This is a genomic window from Lysinibacillus sp. NPDC096212 (assembly GCF_044763105.1).
Lineage (GTDB): Bacteria > Bacillota > Bacilli > Bacillales_A > Planococcaceae > Lysinibacillus.
The window spans coordinates 143,064-167,056 of the sequence record NZ_JBIWFQ010000006.1 but is presented as its reverse complement, the minus strand read 5'-3'; the positions used below and the strand labels follow the sequence as shown (position 1 = coordinate 167,056).

Genomic DNA, 23,993 nt, shown 5'->3' with positions numbered 1-23,993 from the left:
CACCTCTTTTCTTGTTTTTCACTTTTACTTTAATCCATCAAAGAAATCTAGCTCAGACAAATCGGTTTCGAAGGCAAAGAATTCCTTGTGTCCGATAAACAGCTGCTCGTCTTTTCTTGCTACTGGAACTACATGGAAGCCCCAATGATCTTCGCCTGCAAAGACGAAGAACTTCACTTCTCCATTCGTAATGGAGTCCGTCTCGTCCTGCGGAATTTTATCTTGATAGTGCATGGCGATATTCTCATAAAGAACAGGCGCATAATCCTCCTGACGATTAAAGTACGTGTATTTATACGTTGAGTGATTATCACTGCCCGTTAAGTAAAACTCCACCTCTTTTACACCCCATGGGCGAGAAATCGTCCCGTGAATTTGATTCAGTCTTTCTAAGCTACTAATCAGTAATTTTTCCTGACGATTATGTGTAAAGGCACTGACAGCATAAGGGACAACTGGTGCATGATTCGTCACTTTTGTTTCGATCATGCCGATTTTCTTGGCATTTAAATAACGAAGTGCTCCTCTTAAACAAGCAAGCTTTAACTCTGGAACTTTCCCAATATTTTCAGCCTTTTGTCTAAACTCAATGCTGCGTCCTGGTACAAATTCCTTTAAAGCCTCGCGAAATGCGTCTATTTTACAGGATTGTCCCGTCAATTTAATGATGGAATAGTCACTCAGTATGCCAGTCTCATAAAATTCTTCTAAAAACTCTCGTACAATATCATAAATATCAGCCTTAATGAGATGATTGATTTCTTTAATGTTGAAAAAGACATTTGGGAAGTCATAAACTTCTTTAAATTGATTGTTTTCTACTAACGACAGGCACCAGCGATCTACTGCTGTGACATTTAAATCACTATCGTGCTGCATATCGCTATCCGCATAAAAACGACTTCTTAATATACCTGTTTTGCGGAAAAATTCCTTCTTCATCTCTTCTGCCATTTCCCATAAGAAATAATAATTATTGCGGACACGGAGGTACTCATCACGTGTTCGATTTTCATATTCCTTAAAACGGGTAGGGATAATATATTCGGCATCTACAAAGGCTTTTTCGAATTGTTCGTACACTGCTTCAACGCCATGGTCGTCTACATAGCGATAAATATCCTTACCTGGAATGTCAATTAATGCATCGATATCATAATCACTTTTTCCTCGACTATAATAGTTTGCAAAGACGATTTTCATAAATTGGAAAATACGATAAGTAATATTGTTGCCACCAAAATTCGTATCTCCATTTTCATAGGTAGTATGAATATCAATTTTGTAAGAAATATGTCCGTCCTCTATGCGAAACTTACAAGAAGAAAGGTCTGTTGTTCCACCACCACAATCGATTACGAGTGCTTTATATTCCTTGCCATCGAGAAAACTATCATTTTCTATTTGATTGGCGATTGTATTATAAAGAACCGACATCCCTTCATCGAGGGCATGCTCCGTTTCAATTTGATATTCAGGTAAAATCGCACGAAACATATCTAAAAATTGTGTTTTCAGCTTAACGGGACTGGAGATATGTAAATGCTTGAAACGACATTTAAATTGGTGCTCCGCCATTTGAATAATATAAAGTATAAATTCTCTTAAAATTTGGCTCCGTGGAACAAGTGCTGTATTTCCGTTGGCATCCATCACCTCTTCCAGCTTGGCATAATTACTAACCCAGCGTTTAATACCTTGGAATTTCGTAGCCAATGATGTATAGCTATTTTTTTTCATCATTTTTAACGCTTCATAGCCGTAGTGATAGTTTACTTGGTCTGCATTTGAGCAATCTGCGACAGTCATGACCGTCGGCACTACTTCAATCCATTCGTTTTGATGAAGTGGATCTGGAAATTGCACAAAATTGATGCTATTTAGCTGAATTCTGTTATTTAACAAATCATGACTGCAAGGAGAGGACACATAATCGCTCTCTAAATACACACCAGCTGTTGTATTTGTTGTACCAAAGTCAATCGCAAGAATGGCATTCGTTGTTTCCAGCTGTTTCATCTCTAAATCTGGTATTGGAACCTTATAATAATGAAGATTTGTTGGCGGAAGTGGGGTTTCCTGATAATACGTCTTACAGATATACTCGGAATCTTGCTTTCTTAAAAAAATAAAGCTGTAGTTTTTATTGTTTGTCTTCCGAATACCTATTGCTTGATCAGCAGCGAAATAATATTGATTTGGGACTTCGTCATCTTTAAGGATATTAAGAATGCCACAAAGTTCCAGCTGCTCATTGACTAGTAGTACATTGGATTCAACAAGAAAGCCGCCTGTTTCCACGAAATACTGATCGGGTTTATCGATCTTCATCCCGCTATATAAGCTCATTTTGGCAGGAATTTTAATGTCACCATTGTCAGACATCGGTGTTTTTAAATACTCTTGCATGGCCGCTTCTACTCGTTCAAAGCCCCCATCTTTTTTTTCTCTAATAAGAGGGTTTTCTTCAGAGCCACGATATCTTAAAATCTTGTCGATTAACTCGTCTCTTGTCAGTGTATTAATTAGACCAGTTACAAGCTTTTCCTTATAGCAAATATTTCTAAGCTGGAAGGTTGTCATTTCCATTAATTCTACTCGTGTATAGGTCATATATTTCTTTTCTGTATTACGCTTATTGGCATACAGCTTATATGAATATTTAGTTGTCATTGGAATCCCTCCTCTGCTCTGTTTAGTAAAGAGCTATTCGATCTAGCTTCATTGTTTCCTCTGCATCAATAATGCCAAAGTGATATTGCCAATAAACCTCCATATGAAAGCCTATTGGCAGAAAAATTTCTTGTACAAGCTGGACCTTTTGCTGATTTTGTTCTGTCTGCTTTTGACGAATGTATAAAAGCAGCTCATCCTGGTCTTCCGATTTCACATAAATCATGCAATTTTTAAAAAGCCTTTTCAGCGTATCCTTTAATAAGTAAATTTCTTCACCTGTCCGGTACAGTCTTAGCATGTTGAGCGCAACTATTTCTTGCTCCTTTTTCGTAAAGGCATGAATATTGTCACGCACTAATTTACCAAATACATCGGCCTCGATTTCTCTTAAGATAAAACGAATATAGAACTCTCGTTTATTCATGCCCTGCATACGATCAATTTCAGCTAAAAAATGCAATACGGTATCTAAAAGATAATTCCTAAACTCAATATCCGCAAAATTATCTGGATGGAAGAGACCATTAAAAATCCCGTAATAGCGATAATATGGATTTACTTCAACGTGCTGTTCAACATACTGTGCATTTAATAGTTGTGGACTAAGTTCCATATAAGGTGAATAGGTTTCGGCAAGATGAAAATAGATATCCTTTTTAGAAAGGCCTTCATCCTCAGCTTTAATGAGCAAATCCCAAATATAGTTCATAGCCAAACACCTACACATTCATATTCAAAGAAATGCCGTTGCACTTCTGATACGAGGAAGCTTAAAATATCGTTTGCAATAAAGTTTCTCTCCTCATTCGCCTTAAACTTTAGTAGCATCGTTTTTTTATGATTATTTTCGCCTATCATTTCCGTTAAGAAAGTGTTCGCAGAATGAGTAAAGCTTGTTCCAGAATAGGCGTCCACTATTTCGACATCTACAAGTTCAAAGCTGTCAGCAGCCTCGAAAGAATTAATCATACGCGTAATTTCGCCCTTCGTTTTAACATTAGCCGTATACTTGTTAGCGAATTTGTGTATAAAATGCTCAATTCTTCTATTTGATACAAGCTCGTAATTTAATTTCCCGATTTTCTCATCTTCCATTTTTGCAATTTTTATTAACTGCCAAACCCCTGACTTATCTCGGGGTGAAACAATTGTTAATTCATTGTCTGAACGTTTAACGTAACGAACATTATCCTCTTCGGCCTCAACAAGATAGCCATGCTCGTTGCCGATTTTACGTATGGAAAGGACATGTTCATAATTCACCTTATCGATTGCAGGAATGGGAAAACCGACATTTTTGACTTCATGACGTTCAATATTCCATAGTGGAACCATATTCAGTCGTTTTACTTGCTCATACTCCTCTAAGTCAACAATTATTTCTGTAATTTCGGCATCCTCATTTAAAGGTGGACAATCTACTAAATTGATATTAAAAAATTTATAGACGAATGGATGATTAATTGTTTTCCATGGTAAGCCATTTATTTGGAAAAGCGGATAAAGCTTGTTAATCTCTTGTAAATAGTCCGTATTTTGTGTAAGACTGACCTTAATCTCTACTTGTCCTTCTGTCGTTTCTAGCTTTCCACTAAAGAGTCGCTGCTCCGTAAGTAACTGTTGAATTTGCATGGAATCACATTCTAAAAATAATGTGAACAGTTCTGCCGATCCATTGTTTTTAAACGCTTCAAGCATTTTTTTAATACTGATTGAATTACTTTCTAAATCAGCTGGTCGCATCGGGAATAAGCATTCATGAATAGGGTCAACATCCTCCTTAGAACTTAGCGTCACATAAATATCAAACCTATTCTCAACATCATCCATTTCGTTGAATATGCGCTCCTCGAGCCTTTTGTTCATTTCATCCTGATAATCGATTAAATTTACAAAAACGCCACTGACAATATCCTTTAGCAGTTGACGTTGCTCTAAATCTTCTATTTTGCGTAACCGTTCAATCATGAGCTCTTTCATCAATTTATTTTCCCTCTTTCATCACTTCAGCATTAGATGGCTCACTGGCAGCTGTCCCTTCATTCGTAGGCGGTGTTGCATTATCAGCAGTTTGCGGTTGAGGAGGAGGATTTAATTTATCATTGGTATTCATAACCTTTCGCTCAAGACCTAAAACCTTCGACAGTAGCTCTGTTTCCTGATAAATTTCCTGTGCAAGTGTATAATATTCAATCGCTTTCCCAAACTCTTGGCGTGCATAGCTCTGATCTCCGCTTTTTTCTAAGCCCTCAGCCTTTAATTCCTTCTGGGCCTTTTTTAATTCAGCAATTTTAGCCTCTGTATCTTCTATTTTTGTCTTTATTTCAGGTTCCCCAGTATAGGCAATTGTCAGGGCTTTTTTTCTTGCCTTTTGATACGTTTCAAGAGCCCCATTGTAATCCTCTGCCTCAAATCGGAAATCTCCATCTTTCACAGCTTCAGCAATTTGTACAATAGTATCCATATTGGCGATTCTTTGTTCAACTACTCCTTTCCCAAAGTCTTTAATAAGCTTTCCTTCTTTTTTAGCCTTTTCATATGACTCAAGCGCATCGTTAAATTTACCTTCTTCCGCGGATTTATCTCCACTAATAATCAGATCGGTAACTCTTAATTTTCTAGCTAGTATATTTCTATGTATTGGATCCTTCAATTTTTTAGCCGCATTCCTGCCCTCGCTATATTCCAGCAGTGCCTTATCATAAGTTCCATCTTGAAAATACTGGTTTCCGCTCTTTTCATGATCTTTCATCTCTACGGTTAATTCAGCCATTTTTTTAGCTTGTTTTGCCTGATAAAAAATCGTGCCTCCACCTACGACCAAAGCTAGCACTAATGCAGCTGCAATCATTTTGATGTATTTCATTCTTTTCTTATTTGTTTCCTGATAAACCTTGTTAGCAAATATAGCTGCAATTGTGTAATTATTAACAACTTTCTTTTGCCTACTTAACAAAACCTCTTCTAATAAATCAATGTATTGCTCAGGCTCTTTTGCTTCTTCCAACGCATCTGCCATTTCAATTTCATTGACATCTTCCCAAAAGCCGGCTGTACAAAGCACTAGTACATCGTCATCCATTAACTTCATTTTCTTAGAAACAAAAGGCTGAAAATCTTTTGGTTTACCAAGATAATTTAGTAAATTGGTTCTTTCCTCATGCTGGCTAATGTCGAGCGAACGATTCCTATTATTCACGATCTCTTGTGCTAAGCTTTGGTCTGTGCTTTTATACGATAAAGTACCATTACGGAAATGATACAGTCTCGAATTTCCGGCAACTGCCACAATCATCTTTGAGTAATCTGAGACAACCATGACAATACTAGCTTTCAATCTCACCCTTAAGCTTTGAGCTTGAAGTATGTCTTGCGCATTTTTCAAATATTTTTTAATGCTTCTTCTAGACATAGATGGCTTTTCCATAAATTTTTCTAAAATTGCCTTTACAGCAAGCTCTGCACTACTTATTTCCTGATCAGAATCTAACCCTTTTATAGCTACCCAGCAGGCTATATCGTCCAGCTCTGTATAGGCAAAGTAATCTTTATTTTGCAAAAATGAGCCCGCTTCGGATAAAAAGCTTGTTTTAAAGTTGCTATTTTCCTTTCTCATGATTACTCCTCCTTATTTACTGACTCATTTAAAGACGACAAGTAAAATGATTACCATGTTTTTTCTAGAATAACGATGGTTGCATTATCTTGATTTTTTAAGCGTTTATGTTCAACGGCTTTAATAATGTCTTGAGCAATATCATAGGGAGTAGCTTGCTGAGAGAGAATTTTTTCCATTTCAACCTCTGTTAAAGTATCATAGACTCCATCACTAAATAGACATACCTTATCCCCTCTATTTAGTGGAATCGGACTTTTTCCTATATCCATATTTTTAAAGCCTTCATACCCTAAATAATTGATAAGTCTCTTTTTCAAAGGATTTTCCTGCACCTCAAGCTGAGATATTTCACCAGATATATATCGCTCAGTTAACACTGATTCAAAAATATGCTTTTGATTGATTGCCTTAAATTCTCCGTTTCGAAAAATGGTTATGACACTATCTCCAACGGCTCCCCAGTGAAGAAATCCGTTATCATCAATAACGGCTGCCACTAATGTAGTACCACCATTCGAGCCATTTAAATTTTCGACAATCATATGATTACTTGCAAAAGCTGCCTCCTTAAAAAATTTTTCTAGCGTATTTAGACCGCTAAGCTTTTTAAATTCTTCAATAAATGTATTGACAGCAACCGTGCTTGCCATCCTACCATTTGCTAAACCACTGATACCATCTGCCAGGACAGCAATTGTCCCATCATTCGTTTCAGCTGTTGAGAAATAATCATCTTGCTCATCACGTCTGCCAATTGTTTGTCCATTTCCGATTTCTATTTTGTTTTTTTCATTTTGTTGCGCAAGCATGTTTCGAATGATTAATAAGGCAACGAGTACAACGATAAAAATAAGCGAAATTATGTAAGGCAGTAGTTTCGGATCCATTTGTCATCATTCCTCACTGTTGTTGTTTTCCCATTCAAAATGAACACCACATAAGGGAATAAAAAGAAACATACTTCTGCCTAACTGAATAACATCATACGCAGCAAGCTCTGTTGGCGTATAAACCGCTTCATTATTAAGATAAGCTAAGCCTGATGCATCTCCTGGAAGTAGATAAAAGTTTCTTTTTTTAGGATCATAAACAATGACTGCATGGTTACGCTGAGAAATTGAATTATCTCCAACAATACGAATGTGCATATCCTCGGCTCTACCAATAAAGTTTTTTTCCGATAAAATCCGATAGTCTCGACCCATTTGTGGCCCTTCAATACAAACTAACCATCCCGTTACCGGATCAATGCCATCCATTTCTCCGAGATATGGCATTGTTTTATCATCTACCTCAGCTACAGCTACTTGCTGACTGCTTGGTCTTTGCTCTTGTTCCACCATTACATTGCAATATGGACAAACATTTCTATGTCTTCTTGAACTAAACATGTGACCATTTGTACATCTAATCAAACTCATTTTCGCTATCCCCCGTCTATGTTACGAATTTAGTTGTCTCTATTTCACTAAAATTCGCGTATTTGCTATGTATATCATGTCTCCATTACCGATTGGGTAAGGGCTTTCGTGTTGTATTCTATTTTTAACGCGCTTATGAGCTTTTTTTAGTCCAACACCATTTACAGAATCAATATCCTCTATGTACCATACTCCAGAAACATTGTTTAATACGGCATGTTCATAGTTGATAAGCGATTCATATTCTGTACCGCTTAAATCGATATCTGCCTTATTGTCAGCTGAACTTTTCCCAATAAGTAATGATGTTTGGTCATCTATCTCCCATTCATCTATTTCAGCTCCTCGATCATTGAGGAGAACTAATTTTCGAATTTTTTTGTTTGTCACATCATCTTTTTTATCTCTTGCTTCATACTTAACAGAGCCATAAACAATTGCTAGTATGACCAACATAAGTCCAATAATTGTTTTCAACATAAACTCCTGATTCATGACAAATACGTAAAGAATGAAAAAGAAGGCGATTATGACAATAATGATATCCATAACTTTTATAATCATTTGTTTCTTTGCGTTTTCAGTGTATGCATCCATTGAATTTTGACCATACATGGTATCACACTCCTTCATACTAGCTATGGCTTCGTTTTACTTGTTAAAAAAACGTTCAAATAAATCTGTTGTATCTAGTGGATTCTTCTTTGCATTCTTGTTAAGGGTTGATCCCATTTCTTTCGTTTTAGGATTAAAGCCAAAAAAGTGCTCAAAGTTTTTTTCAATATTGCTCATATTAAAATCTGGCTTTTTTTCAGTAGACTGTTGGCGTGTAGACTGTTTTTCATAAGTTTGTCCATTACTCCAACTTTGACCAGCCCCATCTAGTTGAGCATCATATGCTTCTCTTGAAGTTTGATCCTTCAGTACTTTGTATGCCTCTGTCACTGCTAAAAAAATCTTTTCAGATTCTTTGTTTCCACCGCTCACGTCTGGATGATGTTTTTTTGATAGTTTTCGATAAGCGAGTTTTATTTGTTCTGGTGTAGCATCTCTACTGACACCTAAAGTTTCATAATGCGTTTTCATGTTTTTCATCCCCAGTATTAGGATTATTCAAAATTATCTAAGGAACTATGAAAGTCCCTTAGATAATGTGGAGTGTCTATCAAGCAACAATCTTAGACAGCGTAGCCGCCTTCGATTTTCGCCAAGTCTGTTTTGTCTTTCTTTTGCTTAATGAATAAGAAAAATTCACCAATACCTTCTGTGTCACCATATTTTTCTGAATAGTCAACGACAAAAGCATTTGGGAAATTAATTTTTCTTACTACTTGATCAGCAGAAATAACTTCTAATGTTACTTTACGGTAACAGTCAGCTTTTTCAGCTGGTACTAATGACCACAATCCTAATTTCATCGTATCATCAGAATTGTCACCATCAGTTGCAGTAAGGATTTTACCTCTTATTTTTAAAGTTGCTCCTACATCTGTAGAACGTGCGTTAGAGTCATCTGGAGTGTCTGTTTCATACTGAACAGACATAATGCTATCTAACCCTAGTTCAATTGCTTCTGATCCTTCTACTTTTAATACAAAACCCATTTTTAGTACCTCCTAGTATTTGTTGAATCGTCTCAATAAATTGCTTTAGGTGAATTTATAACTAGCTGTATGCATTTCTCCACGCCTAATGCAAACACATTAAACATGAAGAAATATGTAATGTTTTCACCTTGCAAATTTATGGAAGATTCTATTTATGTTAAAAGATTTATGAGTAAATCTTAAACATACTACATCAATTATGCCTCGGCATAATTGCGTCCGGAATCGGCTTTGTGCTTGCACAAAGAATTCCTTTCCGATTCCGTGACATCCGCCGGAGGCTTTAACTTCTTTCAGCGGGTGTTTGGATACTCGCTGAAAAGTAGCTTAAATTCGCATTCATCTCACCACCTATAGAGGTGGGAGACTTCTGTACCTGCCGCTTCGCTTTCGGTACAAAAGAGATATGCTGAAAGAAGTTAAAAAGTTTTTGATTGTCTGTGTAAACTTGTTAGGCCTTAACAGCACTACTTGCCTTTGTAATCATGACTTCAAGATTCTTCACATTACCGTTAAACACTAGGTCAATCTGACATGTGCTTGTTTTTTCATCGATAATGTAGCCGATGTCATCTCCATCGTGAATAATGGAGTTTACATAGCCTTTTTCTTGAAGCCATTTGCTTTTTTGGCTACTTGGATTATTACTAAAGAATCGAACGATATTTTCGTGCTTAAAGTCGCCTGATTGGAATCGTAAAATTCTCTCAATATACGTACTAACTTGTGTTTTGTAGATTGAATCAAATCCATCTTCTTCCATCGCTAGACTTCTAGCTTTATACACAGTAATACGTTTAATATCTTTATCTTGCAGCTGCGCATTTTCCGAAGAGAATACAAAGCCAAAGCTTCTGCTGTTAATAGCATCTTTAATATTATTAGTAAATCCTGAGATTTCTTTTGCCATTGTTGTAACGGCTTTAAGTGAGTTATCACCCGCTTCGATATCGAATCGTACACCAGGATAATTTCTCTGAACATTTCTGAATGAGTCTTTCAAATATTCTGGACATTGATAAGCTGAAACGATACCTGCTGCTACATAGCTAGCACCAACATAGACGCCCTCTATCCAAAGCTTTAAAATATCCTCTTTCTCTTTAGATAATCGTGCTCCATTTTCTGTTGTCTGCATTCTTGTATCAATGATTACACCTGATTTATCTTTAGGAATAATAGTGAAGTTCGGTAAACATGGTATCGCAAACTCACTATAATCTTTTCGAACAAGCACTGAGCATTTATCGATTAGGCGATCAATACCTGCAGTAGCAATTCCACTGAAAGTCGTTTCTTCTTCCGCCATGAAGTTGAAGAAGATCTGTACTTTATAATCTTTCACAGTATCTAAAAGAATAGATAACGATTCCATTGTATTGCCTTCTTGCTTGGCAACCTTATCGTTCCCTTTAAATCTAGCTCTGCTTACTTTCATTTTTCCAGATGCCTCTAGTTCCAGAGCAGGAACAATTCCATACCACACCGTATCTGTAAAGTCATTTTTCGAGTTAACTGTATTTAAATACGTGCGTAATCGTGGTAGATTATTACTTTTAACGAGCATATCTAACTTTGTGTTCGTTACAAGTAACGAAGGCTGCATACCTTTGTTTTTAGTTGCATACTGGTCGAAGTACATTTTTACGCCCAATAGCTTTTCCATTAATGGCTTTACAGTTTTTACAAATTCATCCTTAGCATCCTTATAGAATTCTAAGTATGTATTGTAATTTTGTACTTCAGTCTCTACATCAAATTCTGCCTTCACAGCTGGTAACGGAGAGAAAGTTCTAACGACTAAATCTTTGACATAGGAGGATGGTGATTCTGTAATCGCCTCATAATCCTCTTCAAAAACTGTGCTTAAACCATAGTTACTATTTTCTTCAATAACCATCAGTTCTGAGCTATTATTTTGCGGTGCCTCTATGATTTTTAATTCACCATTATCACCGATAGAAAGTGTCCCAATTTGTAATTTTTCGGATTCATCTTCATCCTGATTAACACCTAACAATAGTCTTGTTTTAATATCCTCAATTGCTAAAGGAAGCATCGCCATGACATTGTTGTAATTTCTACTTGCTACTTCAAACATCAAGTTTAGCTTGTCCCCTGTATCCAATTTTTTTGGATCACCGTCATCTAATTTGTCATATTCACCGTATAGGTAATGGATTTCTTTTCTGACTTGTCGAATGTCGTCCATAACCTTTTTAGGAGAGATCATATCTAGCAAATTTTCAAATTTAAAATCAACATTCGCAATACCCTGACTTCTTTTCGTATCAATTAGAGTAAAGAGCATTTTCAAAAAATCATTATTTTGGTCAATTGCTATTTCAGAAATACAGTCATCTTGAATTCCTTCTGGTTTCTTTAATGTATACATAACCTTTTGGTTAGCAGCATTGTAGAATGAATAAACCGTTGGAGAAAACTTGTCTAAAAATTCATCGAAGCTTTTGACAAGAAGGTATTCATTCATTTCTTTGATCTTTTCATCACTAAGGCTGTCAATTCCTTTTACATCTCCAACAAGCGTAATTAAATCCATTTTTTCCGGATTAATTTCCTCAAAGAGCATGGTTCTGTTTGTTTGACTAATAATCTCCATTCAGTCGGCCGTATGATTATACAGCCATCCCTCCCTTTTGTAACGAATTTCGAGTAAGCATAATCATCAGTGAGCACTAAATAAAAATTGACTATTAAGTAATAAAATGGTAACACAAGATAAAGAATATACAGTTAGAATTGTATTCTTAACCACCTACTTCTACATCACTGATGACAATATGTATCACAAAGTAACTATACAACATCTAATTATATTGTCAATATTTACATTTGAATATTTTGTAAAATAAATGTATTTAATTGGGTGCATGGTAAAAAATAAGCATTGAGAAATTTATGATATTTTAACGAATAAAGTGTATGTATTCATTTTTTTTTATTAAAAAACAGCTTATAGCGTATTTTTTTTACACCATAAGCTGCTTCGTAAGCACCTACCTTTAATTGTAAAATGATAACATAGAATCACATTACCTAAATTATTGGTCAGTTTGAATTATTTTCCTTAAAATGGTTCATTATCCTATTGACAATATCTTCAATAGTAATGACCAATTTCATATATTTTAATGAAGAGCACCTCTTCTTCGCTTGCACGGCCAGCCCCCACATTATAGTTTGAGATAAAAGAGTACTCACCTTATTATTGTATATTCTTACATTCTTAATATTATCCTCTATCAACCGCTGCGATATATCAGGTGGAATAACATCAGTCAAAGAATAATAAAATGTTGCTGCTAAACTATAAACATCTGTATATACACCTTGCTCAGATATAGTCGAATATTGCTCAAGAGGAGAATATCCCGCGCTAGTAAATATTTGATAATTTTCATCTATTTTATAAAAAGTCGCTGAACCGAAATCTAGTAAATATGGATTACCTTCAGAATCAATCAAAATATTATTTGGTTTAATGTCACGATGGAGTATGCCTTTCTTATGTAAATAGCATAAAGCATCAATAAGAGGGAGAAAAATATTAGTGTATAAATGAACTCTATCATTAATAGGATAATCCTTTAAATATTGATCCAATAACGTTCCTTCATAATACTCCATAATGATATAAATCGACTCATTTTCTTCAAAGTGGTCAATATATTTGACCATATTACGATGATTTATTTGCTGCATAATTAACGCTTCATTTAGAAAAATAGCTTTTAAATCCTCGAATTTCTCCTTTGTTGAAGGCAAACGATTAATGACTGTTTTATTATCCAAATCCCGTAAAGCAATGTCATTCGGAAAGAACTCCTTAATAATTAGCTGATTCCCTTCTTGAGTATTTTCTGCAATATAAACAAAGGACAATTTACTAGTAGCAATAACTTCTTTTATTTTATATGTATCATTCAGAACGCTGTTTGCCGGTAAGCCCAATTCAACTTCAGTCGCTTGCATTTTTGATCGATCATCCCTTTCAACACATGAATTACGAACAATTTATTACATCATCACCATAACGTGTGGTTGATTTCGCCTGTCATTTAGTAGGTGTTAGGACACCCACTGATAGGGGATCGCATCCGCACACTTCACCACCTTAGAGATAGGAGTCTTCTACTAGTGAAAGATAAATGGCATACGTTTTAACAACTGTCACCCGCAACTTTTGGTTGCGACCATTATTTTAACTAAAATATAAATTAATGTAAGTATATCAACGTACACCCTTATATTAAATAGTTCTCTTATAGTAGTTCTACATCGTATGGTGGTGTTAGGCACAATGTGAAGCTGTTGCTTTGTTTTTTCCCGGCACTTTGCTGGTGCTATAAGTCACTTCGCCGATTCTAACCATCTTTTTGATAGTTCTATTATAACCGCTAAAATAAAATCAACAGATTTTGCTCATTTCATTTGAACACTTTTTCACCGATAAAGCCAATTCAAGCAAACTAGAATTACCCATTTACAGGGGCTGAACCAATATAGGAAAAGCTTATGTTATACCTAGAAATACATCGGTTACGGGAACGAAAACTTCGAATATCACAGATTGCTAAACAATTGAAATAGCACGAAAAACAGTTTATAAATATATGGCTATGACATTTGAAGAAGCAGTTGAAGAATTTGGTTCAATTGAACGAAAGAAAAAGTTAGATCTTTAGCGCGATTGGATTGTGAACTGGCTTCAAGAATATCCTAGTTTAAGTGGTGCTCAAGTATTTGACTGGCTACAAGACCCACCAATCCCCACATCTATCCAACTATGCTCATCAAAAGGTTTAAATAGTATACTTCATATGCTACTAAACTTCCCATACTATATCCAAGAAGGGCAAATGGTGCATCAGTTAATTTTTCTATAATAGTTATTGCTATATCACTGACCATTTCTTTGAAATTACAATAAAATTCTTTCTCCATGTCCCGAATACTCAAGTGGAATAATTTCAATTACTTCATTGATGTATTTTTCAAGTGAGTTGTACATTACAGCAGATCCACCAGCATAAGGTAAGCAAAACAATTTAATATCTTTCACCATTCATTCCTCGATTCTACTCCACCTTTTGCTTTGTATACATTTACTACTTTTATTTACTCGCTGATACTTTCTGATTGATATCAACTTGTTCAACTGTGCTAAACAATCTTTTTGTCACTAATGCCAATAAGATTGTTATAACTGCTACTGCAAATACTAATGTATATACATAGTCTGCAAATCTATCAATTAATGTACCAAATAATACTTGACCAACAGGTACCGAACAAGTCGAAACCGCTGTTAAAATTGCCATTACCTTTCCTAGCAATAAATTTGGAGTTTGTTGTTGCAGTAATGTAATGATAAATATATTAATAATGGTAATAGCGAACATAATTAGCATTGAACTTAACAAGAAAATAAGGTATTGTAGGGTTATTTCCCCATTATTATTTACAAATTCAGGATAAATGGTAAGTGCCATTGGAATAAATAGAAATCCACTTGCAACAAACCAGAGATACAGATTATTTACTTTAAGTTTTTTTGAAATAATACCAATTGCAATAGCCGCAAATATCATACTCAAAGAAATACCACCTTGGGTTATTCCAAATAAACTATCGCTCATACCTAAAGTGATCTTGATAATATACGGAATCCCTACTAAAAATAGTGGTGTAATAAATAAATTTAATGCTGCAGCTATTAATATTACTTTGGATATAAATGGATTATCCTTTACGATGTATGACACTCCATCCTTAATATCCAGAAGAGTTGTCTTCACTGCCCCATAAGGTTGATCTCTCTTTTCAAATGGGATTTTTATGAACAGCTCTAATACAGCTGAGAGGAAAAAACTGATACAAGTTATAATGACGATCATTTCAATGCCTGAGATACTATATAAAAGTCCTCCCAAAACTGGACCTGCAAAATTAGTTATAGAAGAAACTCCTGACACAACACCATTTGCCCCTAGTAGTTTTTCTTGTTCCACTAATACAGGAATACTTGCCTGTACAGTAGGTTGGTAAAAAGCACTAACTATCATCATTAAAGTCATAACAATCCCAATCATCGGAATAATGGATGTTTCACTAGTAAATAAAAATATTGCCAATCCGCCAACTATGACACTACTAATAACATCAAGTATTACCAACAAATTTCTTCGGTTGGTGCGATCGGCAATAGCACCACCGATAGGCGCTAAAAATATAGTAGGAATTGTTGAAACTGCTAATATTAAGCCAAATATTGTTGCTGATCCAGTTAGATCAAGGATATACAATGATAATGCAAACCTTAAAATGGAGCTTCCAAATAAAGTAATCACCTGACAAATAACTAATACTCCAAAGTTTCTATTTAAAGTAGCCAATTCCAAGAATGCCTCCCAATAATTATTTGTTTAAATTAAGCCATAATTAATAATTGCACTAACAAACGCACAGCATGCAATTATTATCAACCACCAGGCCCACTTGTTGGGTTTCCCGTTCTTCTTACTGACTAATCCAAAAATCCCTACTAACAACACCAATACAGCTACTCCTGTTCCTACTAAAAATGGGATTTCCATGTTTTTTTCTCCTTTATAAAGATGAATTATAATATGTCAAATCAAGTAAAAACTCACTAGACCTTTCTTCTCTTGATACTTACTGAAGTAGCATTCTACTTCAGTTATCACTAGTTGTATTTAAAATTTTTGATATTGAAAAAGAACCGCCTCTAATTTCGGCACTAAATATATTCTTTCCATTTTTGTATATATAAGAATCTCCAGAGTGCATTAAAGAAAAATCGCTTTTAAAGTTTCCTGAAAGTTTTTTTAAATGACACGAAAAACCGTCATTTTCTGGGATCTCTACTTTCAAATTTGCTCCTGTAGAAATCGATTTGATTTTCTGTAACATAGTTGAGGAACTCACTGTAATAGTTCTACCAGTTGCATTGACATTTAGATCCGAAAATTTTCCCGAAAAATCTATTTTAGTTGCTGTCGTCTGTAAGTGTAATTTCTGAATTTCCAAAAAATCTCCCTCTACATTAGATCCGATGGCATGGAAAGTAAATTCCTCCATTTTCCCTGAAAGTTTAGTAGTGCCAGATGTTAAATGACACTTGCATTTTATTGTATCAAGATGATCGACAAACAAATTAACTCCAGTACAGTCAATAGAAATAGAATCAAATTGTTTTTTAGGGAGATATATTTCCAAATTTGTTTTATGAAGATTGAATCCAATTTGTATCTTCTTTTTCCTACCATCTGTAATGGAAAGCTTTCCGTTTTTTACTGTATGATGAAAAAGTTTATGTTCTGGAAACTTTGTATCTGTGATTTGAACAACTTTTATTTCATCATTCTCATTTTCAAAAATATGAATATCACCTGTGATCCAATCTAGTGCAATATCTGATATCGTATGATCTAAACAAACTTTTTTTCTATCAATTAATTCACTATATCCAACCATTTCGTTTTCTCCTTTTCATTTATTTTTTTCATATTTTAGCTATTCAAAAACAATCTTCAACACGTAATAATCAAAATGTCATTTTTTGCAAAGTCATTCCACTTCGATTCTATTAATTTTCCCCATCAAATTCATTGTGGCAATGATTCCTGCAGCTGTAGAAATCGCTAATATAATCAGGCTTAAAGTACTTTTCTCAAAACTGCCTATAACAGCATTTCCAAAGAGAGCACATAACAAGAGAGCTGACACAATGGTGCTAGGAATTGATTTATTGATAAAACCTATTCTCATGGCAATTAAGGTAATTCCATTCATACCTATAGACAAAATAATGATTGTTTTAATGACTGAAAACAGTAATTCTGAGGATAGCGTATCATTAACAATTGGTGAGAAAGATTCAGTAATACTAAAAATAACGATTGGAGGAATATTACTGATAATCATTGAAGCAATTGAAAACACAACAACTACCGCGATTTTAGAAAGTAATATTTTTTTTCGATTGACAGGATAAGAAAATAAAAGTATCATCTTTTTCCCCTTATATTCTTCTATTACAAACCGTGAAAACATAGTTGCGGAGAGGATGGAAAAAAAAAACATACTCATGATACTAGTGAACAAAAAGATATTCGAATAATTTTGAAAATCCGGCTCATTTTCTACTTTTGCTACAATAGCTACAAAATAGATAAATCCAATAAGAAACATACATCCAATCATACTTAACCTCATGTAAGTATTAAGATTATTTCGTCTTAGCTCCAGTTTCATTAATTTAAACAATTTTGACACCCCTATTCATCATTTCAAAGTAGAATTCCTCTATTCCACCAGGATACTGCTTTTTGATATCGGACAACGTTGCTTCTCCTTTAATAACTCCGTCAACAATGATGCTTACTGTATCAGCAATTTGCTCAATTTCACTGAGAATATGACTGGAAATCAGAATGGTCATTCCATAATTATCCACAAGATCCAAAAACAATTTTCTCATATCGCGAATCCCAGAAGGATCTAGTCCGTTTATCGGTTCATCTAATATCAACAATTTGGGTTGATGGACTAATGCTCTTGCAATTCCTAATCGTTGTCGCATCCCTAATGAAAACTTGGAGACTGGCTGTGAACCTGTGTTAACAAGCCCTACCTTTTCTAAAGCTTTAGAAATATCAACCTCTTCTCTGTTCAAATAAGAAAGATGCAAACTTAAGTTTTCTTCTGCTGAAAGATGTTCATAAAAAATAGGCACTTCGATAATACTGCCGATGTTTCTTAAAATCTTATCCCTATTGACAGTAACATCCATACCAAGCACTTCTACTTTTCCTACTGTTGGTGTAAGTAGACCCGTTAAAATTTTAAAAATGGTTGTTTTACCCGCACCGTTCGCTCCCAAAAAACCATAAATAGACCCCTGTCGAACTGTCATATTGCATCCTTTTATTACTTCTACATTAGAAAGTACTTTTACCAGATTTTCTGTTTTTACTACAATTTTATTGTTATTCATTTTGAATGTATCCTCCAATATCAGAATAATGTTCAGATAGTTTATTTATCAGTTGATCACTGACAATATCCGCCCCCAATCCCTTCATCATCTGTTGCAAAAACCTTAAACGATTAACTGTATCATCATGTTCTCGTTCAAATAGAATAGGATTAATCCAAATATTTACTAACAGCATAAAAATTTCTGCACATTCAGTTGGAAAATCCGTATTAATTGACCCATCCTCTTTTCCCTCTAACATGATTTTCGCAATACTAGGTGCATCCTTATTCACACCATTTTTAATTCCTGTCACGACAAATTGGGGATTTTTTATCTGCGTGATCAAGATACTGTCTATGGAATGTGCTTTGGGATCTGCTACCATGTGTTCTAAAATCTTCGTAAGTTTTTCTTTAGAATTAGCTGCTTGAGTATTATTAATCAAATTATCAAACATTTGTGTAGCATAACTAAATTGTTTCTCCATCACTGCAAGTAATATTTCTTCTTTTGATCTGAAGTGGTGATAAATCGCTCCCTTCGACATACCTAACTTGTCAATAATATCTTGTATACTAGTCTTTTCATAACCTTTTTCTTTAAAGAGTACTGTTGATACAGATAGTATTTGTTCTAAAGTTTGTTCTGGATATTTATTTCTTGCCATATTTCTTCCCCCTCTTTAATACCGACCGTCGGTATCTATAACTCATAATACACAACAAATTTTCCCTTGTCAATATAAGGTAATAGCCTTTTATAAAAGGTTAACAGCTACTTCGTTAACAAATTTATCAGCTGATTGCAGGTTATCATGAGGATGATTCGGCAGACTGTTTAACACATGATCTGATTTTTACACAATTGCTTGATACACCTGCACTCACTTCTCAACCGTCGTTATCAAGATTCTTCAAGCGCTTTGACATGCAAGCAACTCATCAATTTCAAATGGCGAATCAGGCGTTACTTGATTGAGTTCATCACATCCGACAATATGGAAAATTTCATCAATGAAGCAAGTATGATGATAAGCCTACTTGCCTATAATTTTACGAACTGAGTACGCTTACTCAGTTTCCAGAAAAAATATAAAGCGATTCAAATCCAAACTATTCGCACACGTCTGATCAAAGTAGCGAGCAAATTGGTGAAATCTGAACGCTCGCTCTATTTCAAAATGTCCTCGAGTTTTGTTTATGAACACTTCTTTTGGAACGTACTGACCTGGGTGCAGCAGCTCCAAAGTGTCTCGACCGTTCCGGTGACGCCCCTCCATTTTGGACGTTTAACCGACATTTCCCCTCTCCTATCCGTCGCTCTCGACTTCCCATCCGTCGATTCGCTGGTTTTGTCCATCACTTTGACACTTCCATCCATCACTATGCAAGTTCTATTCTAAATTCGGCTTTATTGAACCGCCTATTTTTGCCTTTAAAATGGCTAGCAAAAATAAATAAAAAAGCGTCCAACAAGTATTTAAATACTTATCGGACGCTTTAAGGCAGTTAATTATGCTTTTTGATAGCGAAGCACTGGTGTACGAGCAGCGCGTGTTTCGTCAAGACGAGTTACGACTGTTGTATGTGGTGCTTCTTGTACGATTGATGGATTTTCTTCTGCTTCTTTTGCAATTTGGATCATAATATCGCAGAATGCATCTAATGTTTCTTTTGATTCTGTTTCTGTTGGCTCGATCATTAGTGCCTCTTCCACATTTAATGGGAAGTAAGTTGTTGGTGGATGGTAGCCAAAGTCTAACAGACGTTTTGCGATATCTAAAGTACGAACGCCAAGTTTCTTTTGACGACGACCTGATAGTACAAACTCATGTTTACAATGACGGTTATATGGTAGATCATAGAATGGCTCTAAGCGACGCATCATATAGTTCGCGTTTAGTACAGCGTATTCTGTTACAGCTTTTAAGCCATCTGGACCCATTGTACGAATATAAGTGTATGCACGTACGTTGATACCAAAGTTACCGTAGTAAGGTTTAACACGTCCGATTGATTGTGGACGGTCGTAATCGAAGTGATATGTTCCTTCCTCTGTTCTTACTAAAACTGGTTTTGGAAGGAATGGAATTAAATCTGCTTTTACACCTACTGGACCTGAACCTGGGCCACCGCCACCGTGAGGACCAGTAAATGTTTTGTGTAAATTTAAGTGTACGCAGTCAAAGCCCATATCACCAGGACGTGCTTTACTCATAACTGCGTTTAAGTTTGCACCGTCATAGTATACTTTACCGCCAACAGAGTGGATAAGCTCTGCCATTTCGATAATGTTTTCTTCAAATAGACCAAGTGTATTTGGATTTGTTAGCATTAATGCAGCTGTATCAGAACCAACTACTTTGCGTAAATCTTCAATATCTACTAAACCATTATCATCTGATTTAACAGTGATAGTTTCAAAGCCTGCAACAGTTGCCGATGCTGGGTTTGTACCGTGAGCAGAGTCAGGAACGATAACTTTATTACGATGGCCTTCACCGTTTGCTTCATGGTAGGCACGAATCATCATTAACGCTGTCCATTCACCGTGAGCACCTGCCGCTGGTTGTAATGTCACTTCATCCATACCTGTAATTTCAACTAATGAAGTTTGTAGATTGTAAAGAAGTTCCATCGCACCTTGAGCTGTTGATTCATCCTGTAATGGGTGAACATTTGCAAAACCAGAAATTCGTGCAACAGCCTCGTTAATTTTAGGATTATATTTCATCGTACAAGAACCAAGAGGGTAGAAGCCAGAGTCTACACCGTGGTTGCGACGAGAAAGTGCTGTATAGTGACGCATAATATCAAGCTCAGATACCTCTGGTAATTCCGATGCTTCCGAGCGTAATAAGTTTGCTGGCAGTAAATCTGCAAGATCAACCTCTGGTACATCAAGTGCTTCTAAGCTGTAGCCTACGCGATCTTCTTTGGAAATTTCAAAAATGAGTGATTGATTTTCGTTATGCATTAAGAGCCCCCATTTCCGCAACAAGTGCATCAATTTCTTCCTTCGTGCGTAATTCTGTTACTGCGATTAGCACGTGATTTTTTAGAGAGTCATATGTTTGACCTAAAGGATATCCACCGATGATTCCTTTATCAATTAAGCCTTTATTAATTTCTTTCACACATTTATTTGTCTTCACGACGATTTCGTTAAAGTGAGCACCTTGGAATGCTACTGTGAAGCCTGCCGCTTCAAAAGCATTTTTAGCATAGCGAGTTTTCGCGATATTTTGCGTTGCCATTTCACGAACGCCCTGTTTACCTAGAGCAGTCATTGCTACAGAAGCAGCAAGTGCAAGAAGCGCTTGGTTCGAACAAATATTAGATGTTGCTTTATCACGACGGATATGTTGTTCACGCGCTTGTAATGTTAAAACATAACCACGACGACCTTCACCGTCTACTGTTTCACCAACAAGACGACCTGGAACTTTACGCATTAGCTTCGTTGTTACGGCAAAGAAACCACAGTGCGGACCACCGAATGCTTCAGAAATACCGAAGACCTGTGCGTCCCCTACACAAATATCAGCACCTAGCTTACCAGGAGGTGTTAAAACTCCTAGTGAAAGTGGATTTGAAGATACGACAAATAAACTTTTTGCTTCATGTGCAATATCGCCAATTACTTGTAAGTCCTCTATTTGACCAAAGAAGTTAGGATACTGTGTAATAACAGCTGCCGTATTGTCATCAATTAGTTCTTTTAAAGCTTCTACATCTGTCACACCATCTTTTTGTGGAACAGTAACAATTTCAATGGATTGACCGTATGCATATGTAGCAACGACATCACGATACTCAGGATGAACCGCCTCAGATACTAAAATTTTCTTACGGCGTGTATGTCCAGCTGCCAGCATACCCGCTTCCGCTAATGCTGTTCCTCCGTCATACATAGAAGAGTTTGCAAGATCCATACCTGTAAGCTCTGCAATCATCGTTTGGAATTCAAAAATTGCTTGTAATTCCCCTTGTGAAATTTCTGGTTGATATGGAGTATACGCTGTGTAAAACTCTGAACGAGAAATAACATGGTCCACGATAATTGGTTTATAGTGGTTGTATACGCCTGCACCTAAAAACGATACGTTAGCATTTGTATCTTTATTTTTCGCAGCAAGTGCCGTTAATTCTTTTAATAAAGCTGATTCAGATTTTGCTTCTTTAATATCATATAGGCCTTTAAAACGTACTTTTTCTGGAATATCCCCAAATAACTCATCAACTGAGGATACGCCAATTACGTCTAACATTTCTTGTTTATCTTGCTCCGTCATTGGTAAATAACGATGTTTCATAAATGTAGGTCCCTCTTTTCAACTTTTATTTTGAACGTTTGTAAAACGGTGTTTCAACTGTTACTACCTTTAAGTGCTTACCACGAATTTCGATTTCTAATTCAGTTCCGATAGTTGTGAATTGGCTGTCAATTAACGCGTGACCAACATTACGTTTAGAAGAAGGAAGCTGTGTACCAGTTGTTACTTCACCGATTTCCTTACCATCCTTAAACACTTTGTAGCCATGACGAGGAATTCCTTTATCGATCATTTCAATACCTACAATTTTACGTGAAAGTCCATTTTCTTTTTGTTCAGCTAATGCATCATGACCAAGAAAATCCTCTTTATTTAATTTCACAGCAAAACCAATACCAGCTTCTAGAGGTGAAATTGTTGCTGATAGCTCTTGCCCATATAATGGAAGACCTGCTTCAAAACGAAGTGTATCACGGCAGCCTAAACCTGCTGGAACAACGCCTTTGTCTTTTCCAGCCTCTAAAATTTCATTCCATAAAGCTTTAATATCTTCTGGAGAGCCGTATAATTCAAAACCATCTTCTCCTGTGTAACCGCTACGAGATACTAATGCTTTATGACCAGCAACTTCAACGTCTGCTTGGAAACGGAAGTATTTAATTGTTTTTAAATCAGTGTCTGTTAATGTTTGAAGAACCTCTTCTGCTAATGGTCCTTGCAAGGCAATTTGTGCATAAGCATCTGATTGATTGTCAATCGTCACATCATATTGATGTTGATTTTCCATCATCCAATCATAATCTTTTTCAATATTTGACGCATTTACGCACAATAAATAATGATTGTCTGCTAATTTATACGTTAATAAATCATCAACAACGCCACCATCTTCATAGCACATTGCATTATATTGCGCTTGACCTACTGCAATTTTTGAAATATCATTTGTCAAAAGATTTTGTAAAAAATCTAGTGAATTAGGTCCAGTTACTAAAATTTCACCCATATGTGATACATCAAATAAGCCAGCACGATTACGTACTGCATCATGCTCTTCTTTAATAGAAGAGAATTGCACTGGTAATTCCCATCCACCGAAGTCGATTGTTTTACCACCATACTTTGCATATTCTTCAAATAGAGGTGTACGCTTTAATTCATTCGTCATTATTTTTGCCCCCTTAATGGTAGTTACATTTTTTACTGGTAGTAGTTCGTCTGCTTTTATTAATGCATCATGCTTCCCCTGTTTGTTCATTCAATTAAGAAATAGGAACTAACATCATTAGCAAAACATTTAGACATAAAAAAAGACAGACGAACCCCTTTTCGGGATTCTCTGTCCTTAAACCTGAAAGTTACACCAGAC

General features: G+C 35.7%; 23 protein-coding genes and 1 pseudogene. 2 read left to right on the top strand and 22 right to left on the bottom strand.

The genetic code is table 11. The annotated features are described in order from the left end of the window. Positions 1-24: 24 nt before the first annotated feature. The 19 genes from ACIQ7T_RS08670 to ACIQ7T_RS08580 all read right to left on the bottom strand — a co-directional run bounded on the left by ACIQ7T_RS08670 (position 25) and on the right by ACIQ7T_RS08580 (position 19,015). Positions 25-2,673: a molecular chaperone gene (locus ACIQ7T_RS08670; RefSeq protein ID WP_402869778.1), complete on the bottom strand. Its 2,649-nt coding sequence runs from the start codon at positions 2,671-2,673 to the stop codon at positions 25-27. Between the two features lie 22 nt (positions 2,674-2,695). Beyond that, positions 2,696-3,391, bottom strand: a complete 696-nt coding sequence (locus ACIQ7T_RS08665; RefSeq protein WP_370080659.1) for an iron-dependent peroxidase — start codon at positions 3,389-3,391, stop codon at positions 2,696-2,698. Continuing rightward, complete coding sequence (locus ACIQ7T_RS08660; RefSeq protein WP_370080727.1) at positions 3,382-4,656, bottom strand: normocyte-binding protein; 1,275 nt, start codon at positions 4,654-4,656, stop codon at positions 3,382-3,384. The genes ACIQ7T_RS08665 and ACIQ7T_RS08660 overlap by 10 nt, the downstream gene beginning before the upstream one ends. A 4-nt stretch (positions 4,657-4,660) precedes the next feature. Next, positions 4,661-6,292 (bottom strand): serine/threonine protein phosphatase, encoded by a 1,632-nt coding sequence (locus tag ACIQ7T_RS08655; RefSeq protein WP_370080657.1) that lies wholly within the window; start codon positions 6,290-6,292, stop codon positions 4,661-4,663. Between the two features lie 50 nt (positions 6,293-6,342). Next, the gene (locus ACIQ7T_RS08650) at positions 6,343-7,182 is read right to left on the bottom strand and encodes a PP2C family protein-serine/threonine phosphatase (RefSeq protein WP_370080655.1); all 840 of its coding nucleotides are present in this window, start codon (positions 7,180-7,182) and stop codon (positions 6,343-6,345) included. A gap of 6 nt (positions 7,183-7,188) precedes the next feature. Next, positions 7,189-7,716 carry an FHA domain-containing protein gene (locus ACIQ7T_RS08645; RefSeq protein WP_370080653.1) on the bottom strand — a complete coding sequence of 176 codons (528 nt, stop codon included), beginning with the start codon at positions 7,714-7,716 and terminating at the stop codon, positions 7,189-7,191. 39 nt (positions 7,717-7,755) lie between these two features. After that, a complete protein-coding gene (locus tag ACIQ7T_RS08640) occupies positions 7,756-8,331 on the bottom strand; it encodes an FHA domain-containing protein (protein ID WP_370080651.1) in 576 nt (191 codons plus the stop codon). Between the two features lie 36 nt (positions 8,332-8,367). Continuing rightward, entirely contained in the window at positions 8,368-8,802 is a 435-nt protein-coding gene (locus ACIQ7T_RS08635; RefSeq protein WP_370080649.1) for a J domain-containing protein, read from the bottom strand. Positions 8,803-8,894: 92 nt separating this feature from the next. After that, positions 8,895-9,320 (bottom strand): membrane-associated protease 1, encoded by a 426-nt coding sequence (locus tag ACIQ7T_RS08630; protein WP_370080647.1) that lies wholly within the window; start codon positions 9,318-9,320, stop codon positions 8,895-8,897. A gap of 454 nt (positions 9,321-9,774) precedes the next feature. Continuing rightward, positions 9,775-11,943, bottom strand: coding sequence for a transcriptional regulator (locus tag ACIQ7T_RS08625; RefSeq protein WP_370080645.1), 2,169 nt, complete (start codon positions 11,941-11,943; stop codon positions 9,775-9,777). A gap of 449 nt (positions 11,944-12,392) precedes the next feature. After that, complete coding sequence (locus ACIQ7T_RS08620; protein ID WP_402869774.1) at positions 12,393-13,316, bottom strand: serine/threonine-protein kinase; 924 nt, start codon at positions 13,314-13,316, stop codon at positions 12,393-12,395. Between the two features lie 804 nt (positions 13,317-14,120). Then, positions 14,121-14,288 (bottom strand): thioesterase domain-containing protein, encoded by a 168-nt coding sequence (locus ACIQ7T_RS08615; RefSeq protein ID WP_370080641.1) that lies wholly within the window; start codon positions 14,286-14,288, stop codon positions 14,121-14,123. Then, entirely contained in the window at positions 14,266-14,406 is a 141-nt protein-coding gene (locus ACIQ7T_RS08610; RefSeq protein ID WP_370080639.1) for a thioesterase domain-containing protein, read from the bottom strand. The genes ACIQ7T_RS08615 and ACIQ7T_RS08610 overlap by 23 nt, the downstream gene beginning before the upstream one ends. Before the next feature lie 52 nt (positions 14,407-14,458). Then, positions 14,459-15,739 carry an MFS transporter gene (locus tag ACIQ7T_RS08605; protein WP_370080637.1) on the bottom strand — a complete coding sequence of 427 codons (1,281 nt, stop codon included), beginning with the start codon at positions 15,737-15,739 and terminating at the stop codon, positions 14,459-14,461. Positions 15,740-15,769: 30 nt separating this feature from the next. Further along, on the bottom strand, positions 15,770-15,940 hold the full coding sequence (locus tag ACIQ7T_RS08600; RefSeq protein WP_370080635.1) for a hypothetical protein: 171 nt from the start codon (positions 15,938-15,940) through the stop codon (positions 15,770-15,772). A 100-nt stretch (positions 15,941-16,040) separates the two neighbouring features. Next, on the bottom strand, positions 16,041-16,841 hold the full coding sequence (locus ACIQ7T_RS08595; protein ID WP_402869770.1) for a DUF4097 family beta strand repeat-containing protein: 801 nt from the start codon (positions 16,839-16,841) through the stop codon (positions 16,041-16,043). A gap of 93 nt (positions 16,842-16,934) precedes the next feature. Beyond that, complete coding sequence (locus ACIQ7T_RS08590) at positions 16,935-17,642, bottom strand: ABC transporter permease (RefSeq protein ID WP_402869768.1); 708 nt, start codon at positions 17,640-17,642, stop codon at positions 16,935-16,937. Then, complete coding sequence (locus ACIQ7T_RS08585) at positions 17,626-18,363, bottom strand: ABC transporter ATP-binding protein (protein WP_402869766.1); 738 nt, start codon at positions 18,361-18,363, stop codon at positions 17,626-17,628. Before ACIQ7T_RS08585 ends, ACIQ7T_RS08590 begins: the two co-directional genes overlap by 17 nt. After that, the gene (locus ACIQ7T_RS08580; protein WP_370080627.1) at positions 18,356-19,015 is read right to left on the bottom strand and encodes a TetR/AcrR family transcriptional regulator; all 660 of its coding nucleotides are present in this window, start codon (positions 19,013-19,015) and stop codon (positions 18,356-18,358) included. The genes ACIQ7T_RS08585 and ACIQ7T_RS08580 overlap by 8 nt, the downstream gene beginning before the upstream one ends. A gap of 122 nt (positions 19,016-19,137) precedes the next feature. Here ACIQ7T_RS08580 and ACIQ7T_RS08575 point away from each other — a divergent pair, with 122 nt between their 5' ends. Together ACIQ7T_RS08575 and ACIQ7T_RS08570 are read left to right on the top strand one after the other, a co-directional pair. Next, positions 19,138-19,326, top strand: coding sequence for a transposase (locus ACIQ7T_RS08575; protein WP_402869864.1), 189 nt, complete (start codon positions 19,138-19,140; stop codon positions 19,324-19,326). 31 nt (positions 19,327-19,357) lie between these two features. After that, a pseudogene (locus ACIQ7T_RS08570) lies at positions 19,358-19,594 on the top strand (transposase); the annotation flags it as partial. Positions 19,595-19,860: 266 nt separating this feature from the next. On the opposite strand, the gene gcvPB reads toward ACIQ7T_RS08570, so the two are convergent. From gcvPB to gcvT, 3 genes are read right to left on the bottom strand one after another with little or no spacing between them, the layout of a single operon-like run. Next, complete coding sequence (gene gcvPB / locus ACIQ7T_RS08565; RefSeq protein ID WP_402869765.1) at positions 19,861-21,324, bottom strand: aminomethyl-transferring glycine dehydrogenase subunit GcvPB; 1,464 nt, start codon at positions 21,322-21,324, stop codon at positions 19,861-19,863. Continuing rightward, positions 21,317-22,663 (bottom strand): aminomethyl-transferring glycine dehydrogenase subunit GcvPA, encoded by a 1,347-nt coding sequence (gcvPA, locus tag ACIQ7T_RS08560; RefSeq protein WP_402869763.1) that lies wholly within the window; start codon positions 22,661-22,663, stop codon positions 21,317-21,319. The genes gcvPB and gcvPA overlap by 8 nt, the downstream gene beginning before the upstream one ends. Before the next feature lie 25 nt (positions 22,664-22,688). Continuing rightward, positions 22,689-23,792 (bottom strand): glycine cleavage system aminomethyltransferase GcvT, encoded by a 1,104-nt coding sequence (gene gcvT, locus ACIQ7T_RS08555; protein WP_402869761.1) that lies wholly within the window; start codon positions 23,790-23,792, stop codon positions 22,689-22,691. Positions 23,793-23,993 lie beyond the last annotated feature (201 nt).

What these genes read in the sequence shown, in the direction of transcription:
- ACIQ7T_RS08670 (WP_402869778.1), bottom strand. Translation starts at nt 2,673, where the DNA reads ATGACAACTAAATATTCATATAAGCTGTATGCCAATAAGCGTAATACA.
- ACIQ7T_RS08660 (WP_370080727.1), bottom strand. Translation starts at nt 4,656, where the DNA reads ATGAAAGAGCTCATGATTGAACGGTTACGCAAAATAGAAGATTTAGAG.
- ACIQ7T_RS08655 (WP_370080657.1), bottom strand. Translation starts at nt 6,292, where the DNA reads ATGAGAAAGGAAAATAGCAACTTTAAAACAAGCTTTTTATCCGAAGCG.
- ACIQ7T_RS08650 (WP_370080655.1), bottom strand. Translation starts at nt 7,182, where the DNA reads ATGGATCCGAAACTACTGCCTTACATAATTTCGCTTATTTTTATCGTT.
- ACIQ7T_RS08645 (WP_370080653.1), bottom strand. Translation starts at nt 7,716, where the DNA reads ATGAGTTTGATTAGATGTACAAATGGTCACATGTTTAGTTCAAGAAGA.
- ACIQ7T_RS08640 (WP_370080651.1), bottom strand. Translation starts at nt 8,331, where the DNA reads ATGTATGGTCAAAATTCAATGGATGCATACACTGAAAACGCAAAGAAA.
- ACIQ7T_RS08635 (WP_370080649.1), bottom strand. Translation starts at nt 8,802, where the DNA reads ATGAAAACGCATTATGAAACTTTAGGTGTCAGTAGAGATGCTACACCA.
- ACIQ7T_RS08630 (WP_370080647.1), bottom strand. Translation starts at nt 9,320, where the DNA reads ATGGGTTTTGTATTAAAAGTAGAAGGATCAGAAGCAATTGAACTAGGG.
- ACIQ7T_RS08625 (WP_370080645.1), bottom strand. Translation starts at nt 11,943, where the DNA reads ATGGAGATTATTAGTCAAACAAACAGAACCATGCTCTTTGAGGAAATT.
- ACIQ7T_RS08620 (WP_402869774.1), bottom strand. Translation starts at nt 13,316, where the DNA reads ATGCAAGCGACTGAAGTTGAATTGGGCTTACCGGCAAACAGCGTTCTG.
- ACIQ7T_RS08615 (WP_370080641.1), bottom strand. Translation starts at nt 14,288, where the DNA reads ATGGAGAAAGAATTTTATTGTAATTTCAAAGAAATGGTCAGTGATATA.
- ACIQ7T_RS08600 (WP_370080635.1), bottom strand. Translation starts at nt 15,940, where the DNA reads ATGGAAATCCCATTTTTAGTAGGAACAGGAGTAGCTGTATTGGTGTTG.
- ACIQ7T_RS08595 (WP_402869770.1), bottom strand. Translation starts at nt 16,841, where the DNA reads ATGGTTGGATATAGTGAATTAATTGATAGAAAAAAAGTTTGTTTAGAT.
- ACIQ7T_RS08585 (WP_402869766.1), bottom strand. Translation starts at nt 18,363, where the DNA reads ATGAATAACAATAAAATTGTAGTAAAAACAGAAAATCTGGTAAAAGTA.
- ACIQ7T_RS08580 (WP_370080627.1), bottom strand. Translation starts at nt 19,015, where the DNA reads ATGGCAAGAAATAAATATCCAGAACAAACTTTAGAACAAATACTATCT.
- gcvPB (WP_402869765.1), bottom strand. Translation starts at nt 21,324, where the DNA reads ATGCATAACGAAAATCAATCACTCATTTTTGAAATTTCCAAAGAAGAT.
- gcvPA (WP_402869763.1), bottom strand. Translation starts at nt 22,663, where the DNA reads ATGAAACATCGTTATTTACCAATGACGGAGCAAGATAAACAAGAAATG.
- gcvT (WP_402869761.1), bottom strand. Translation starts at nt 23,792, where the DNA reads ATGACGAATGAATTAAAGCGTACACCTCTATTTGAAGAATATGCAAAG.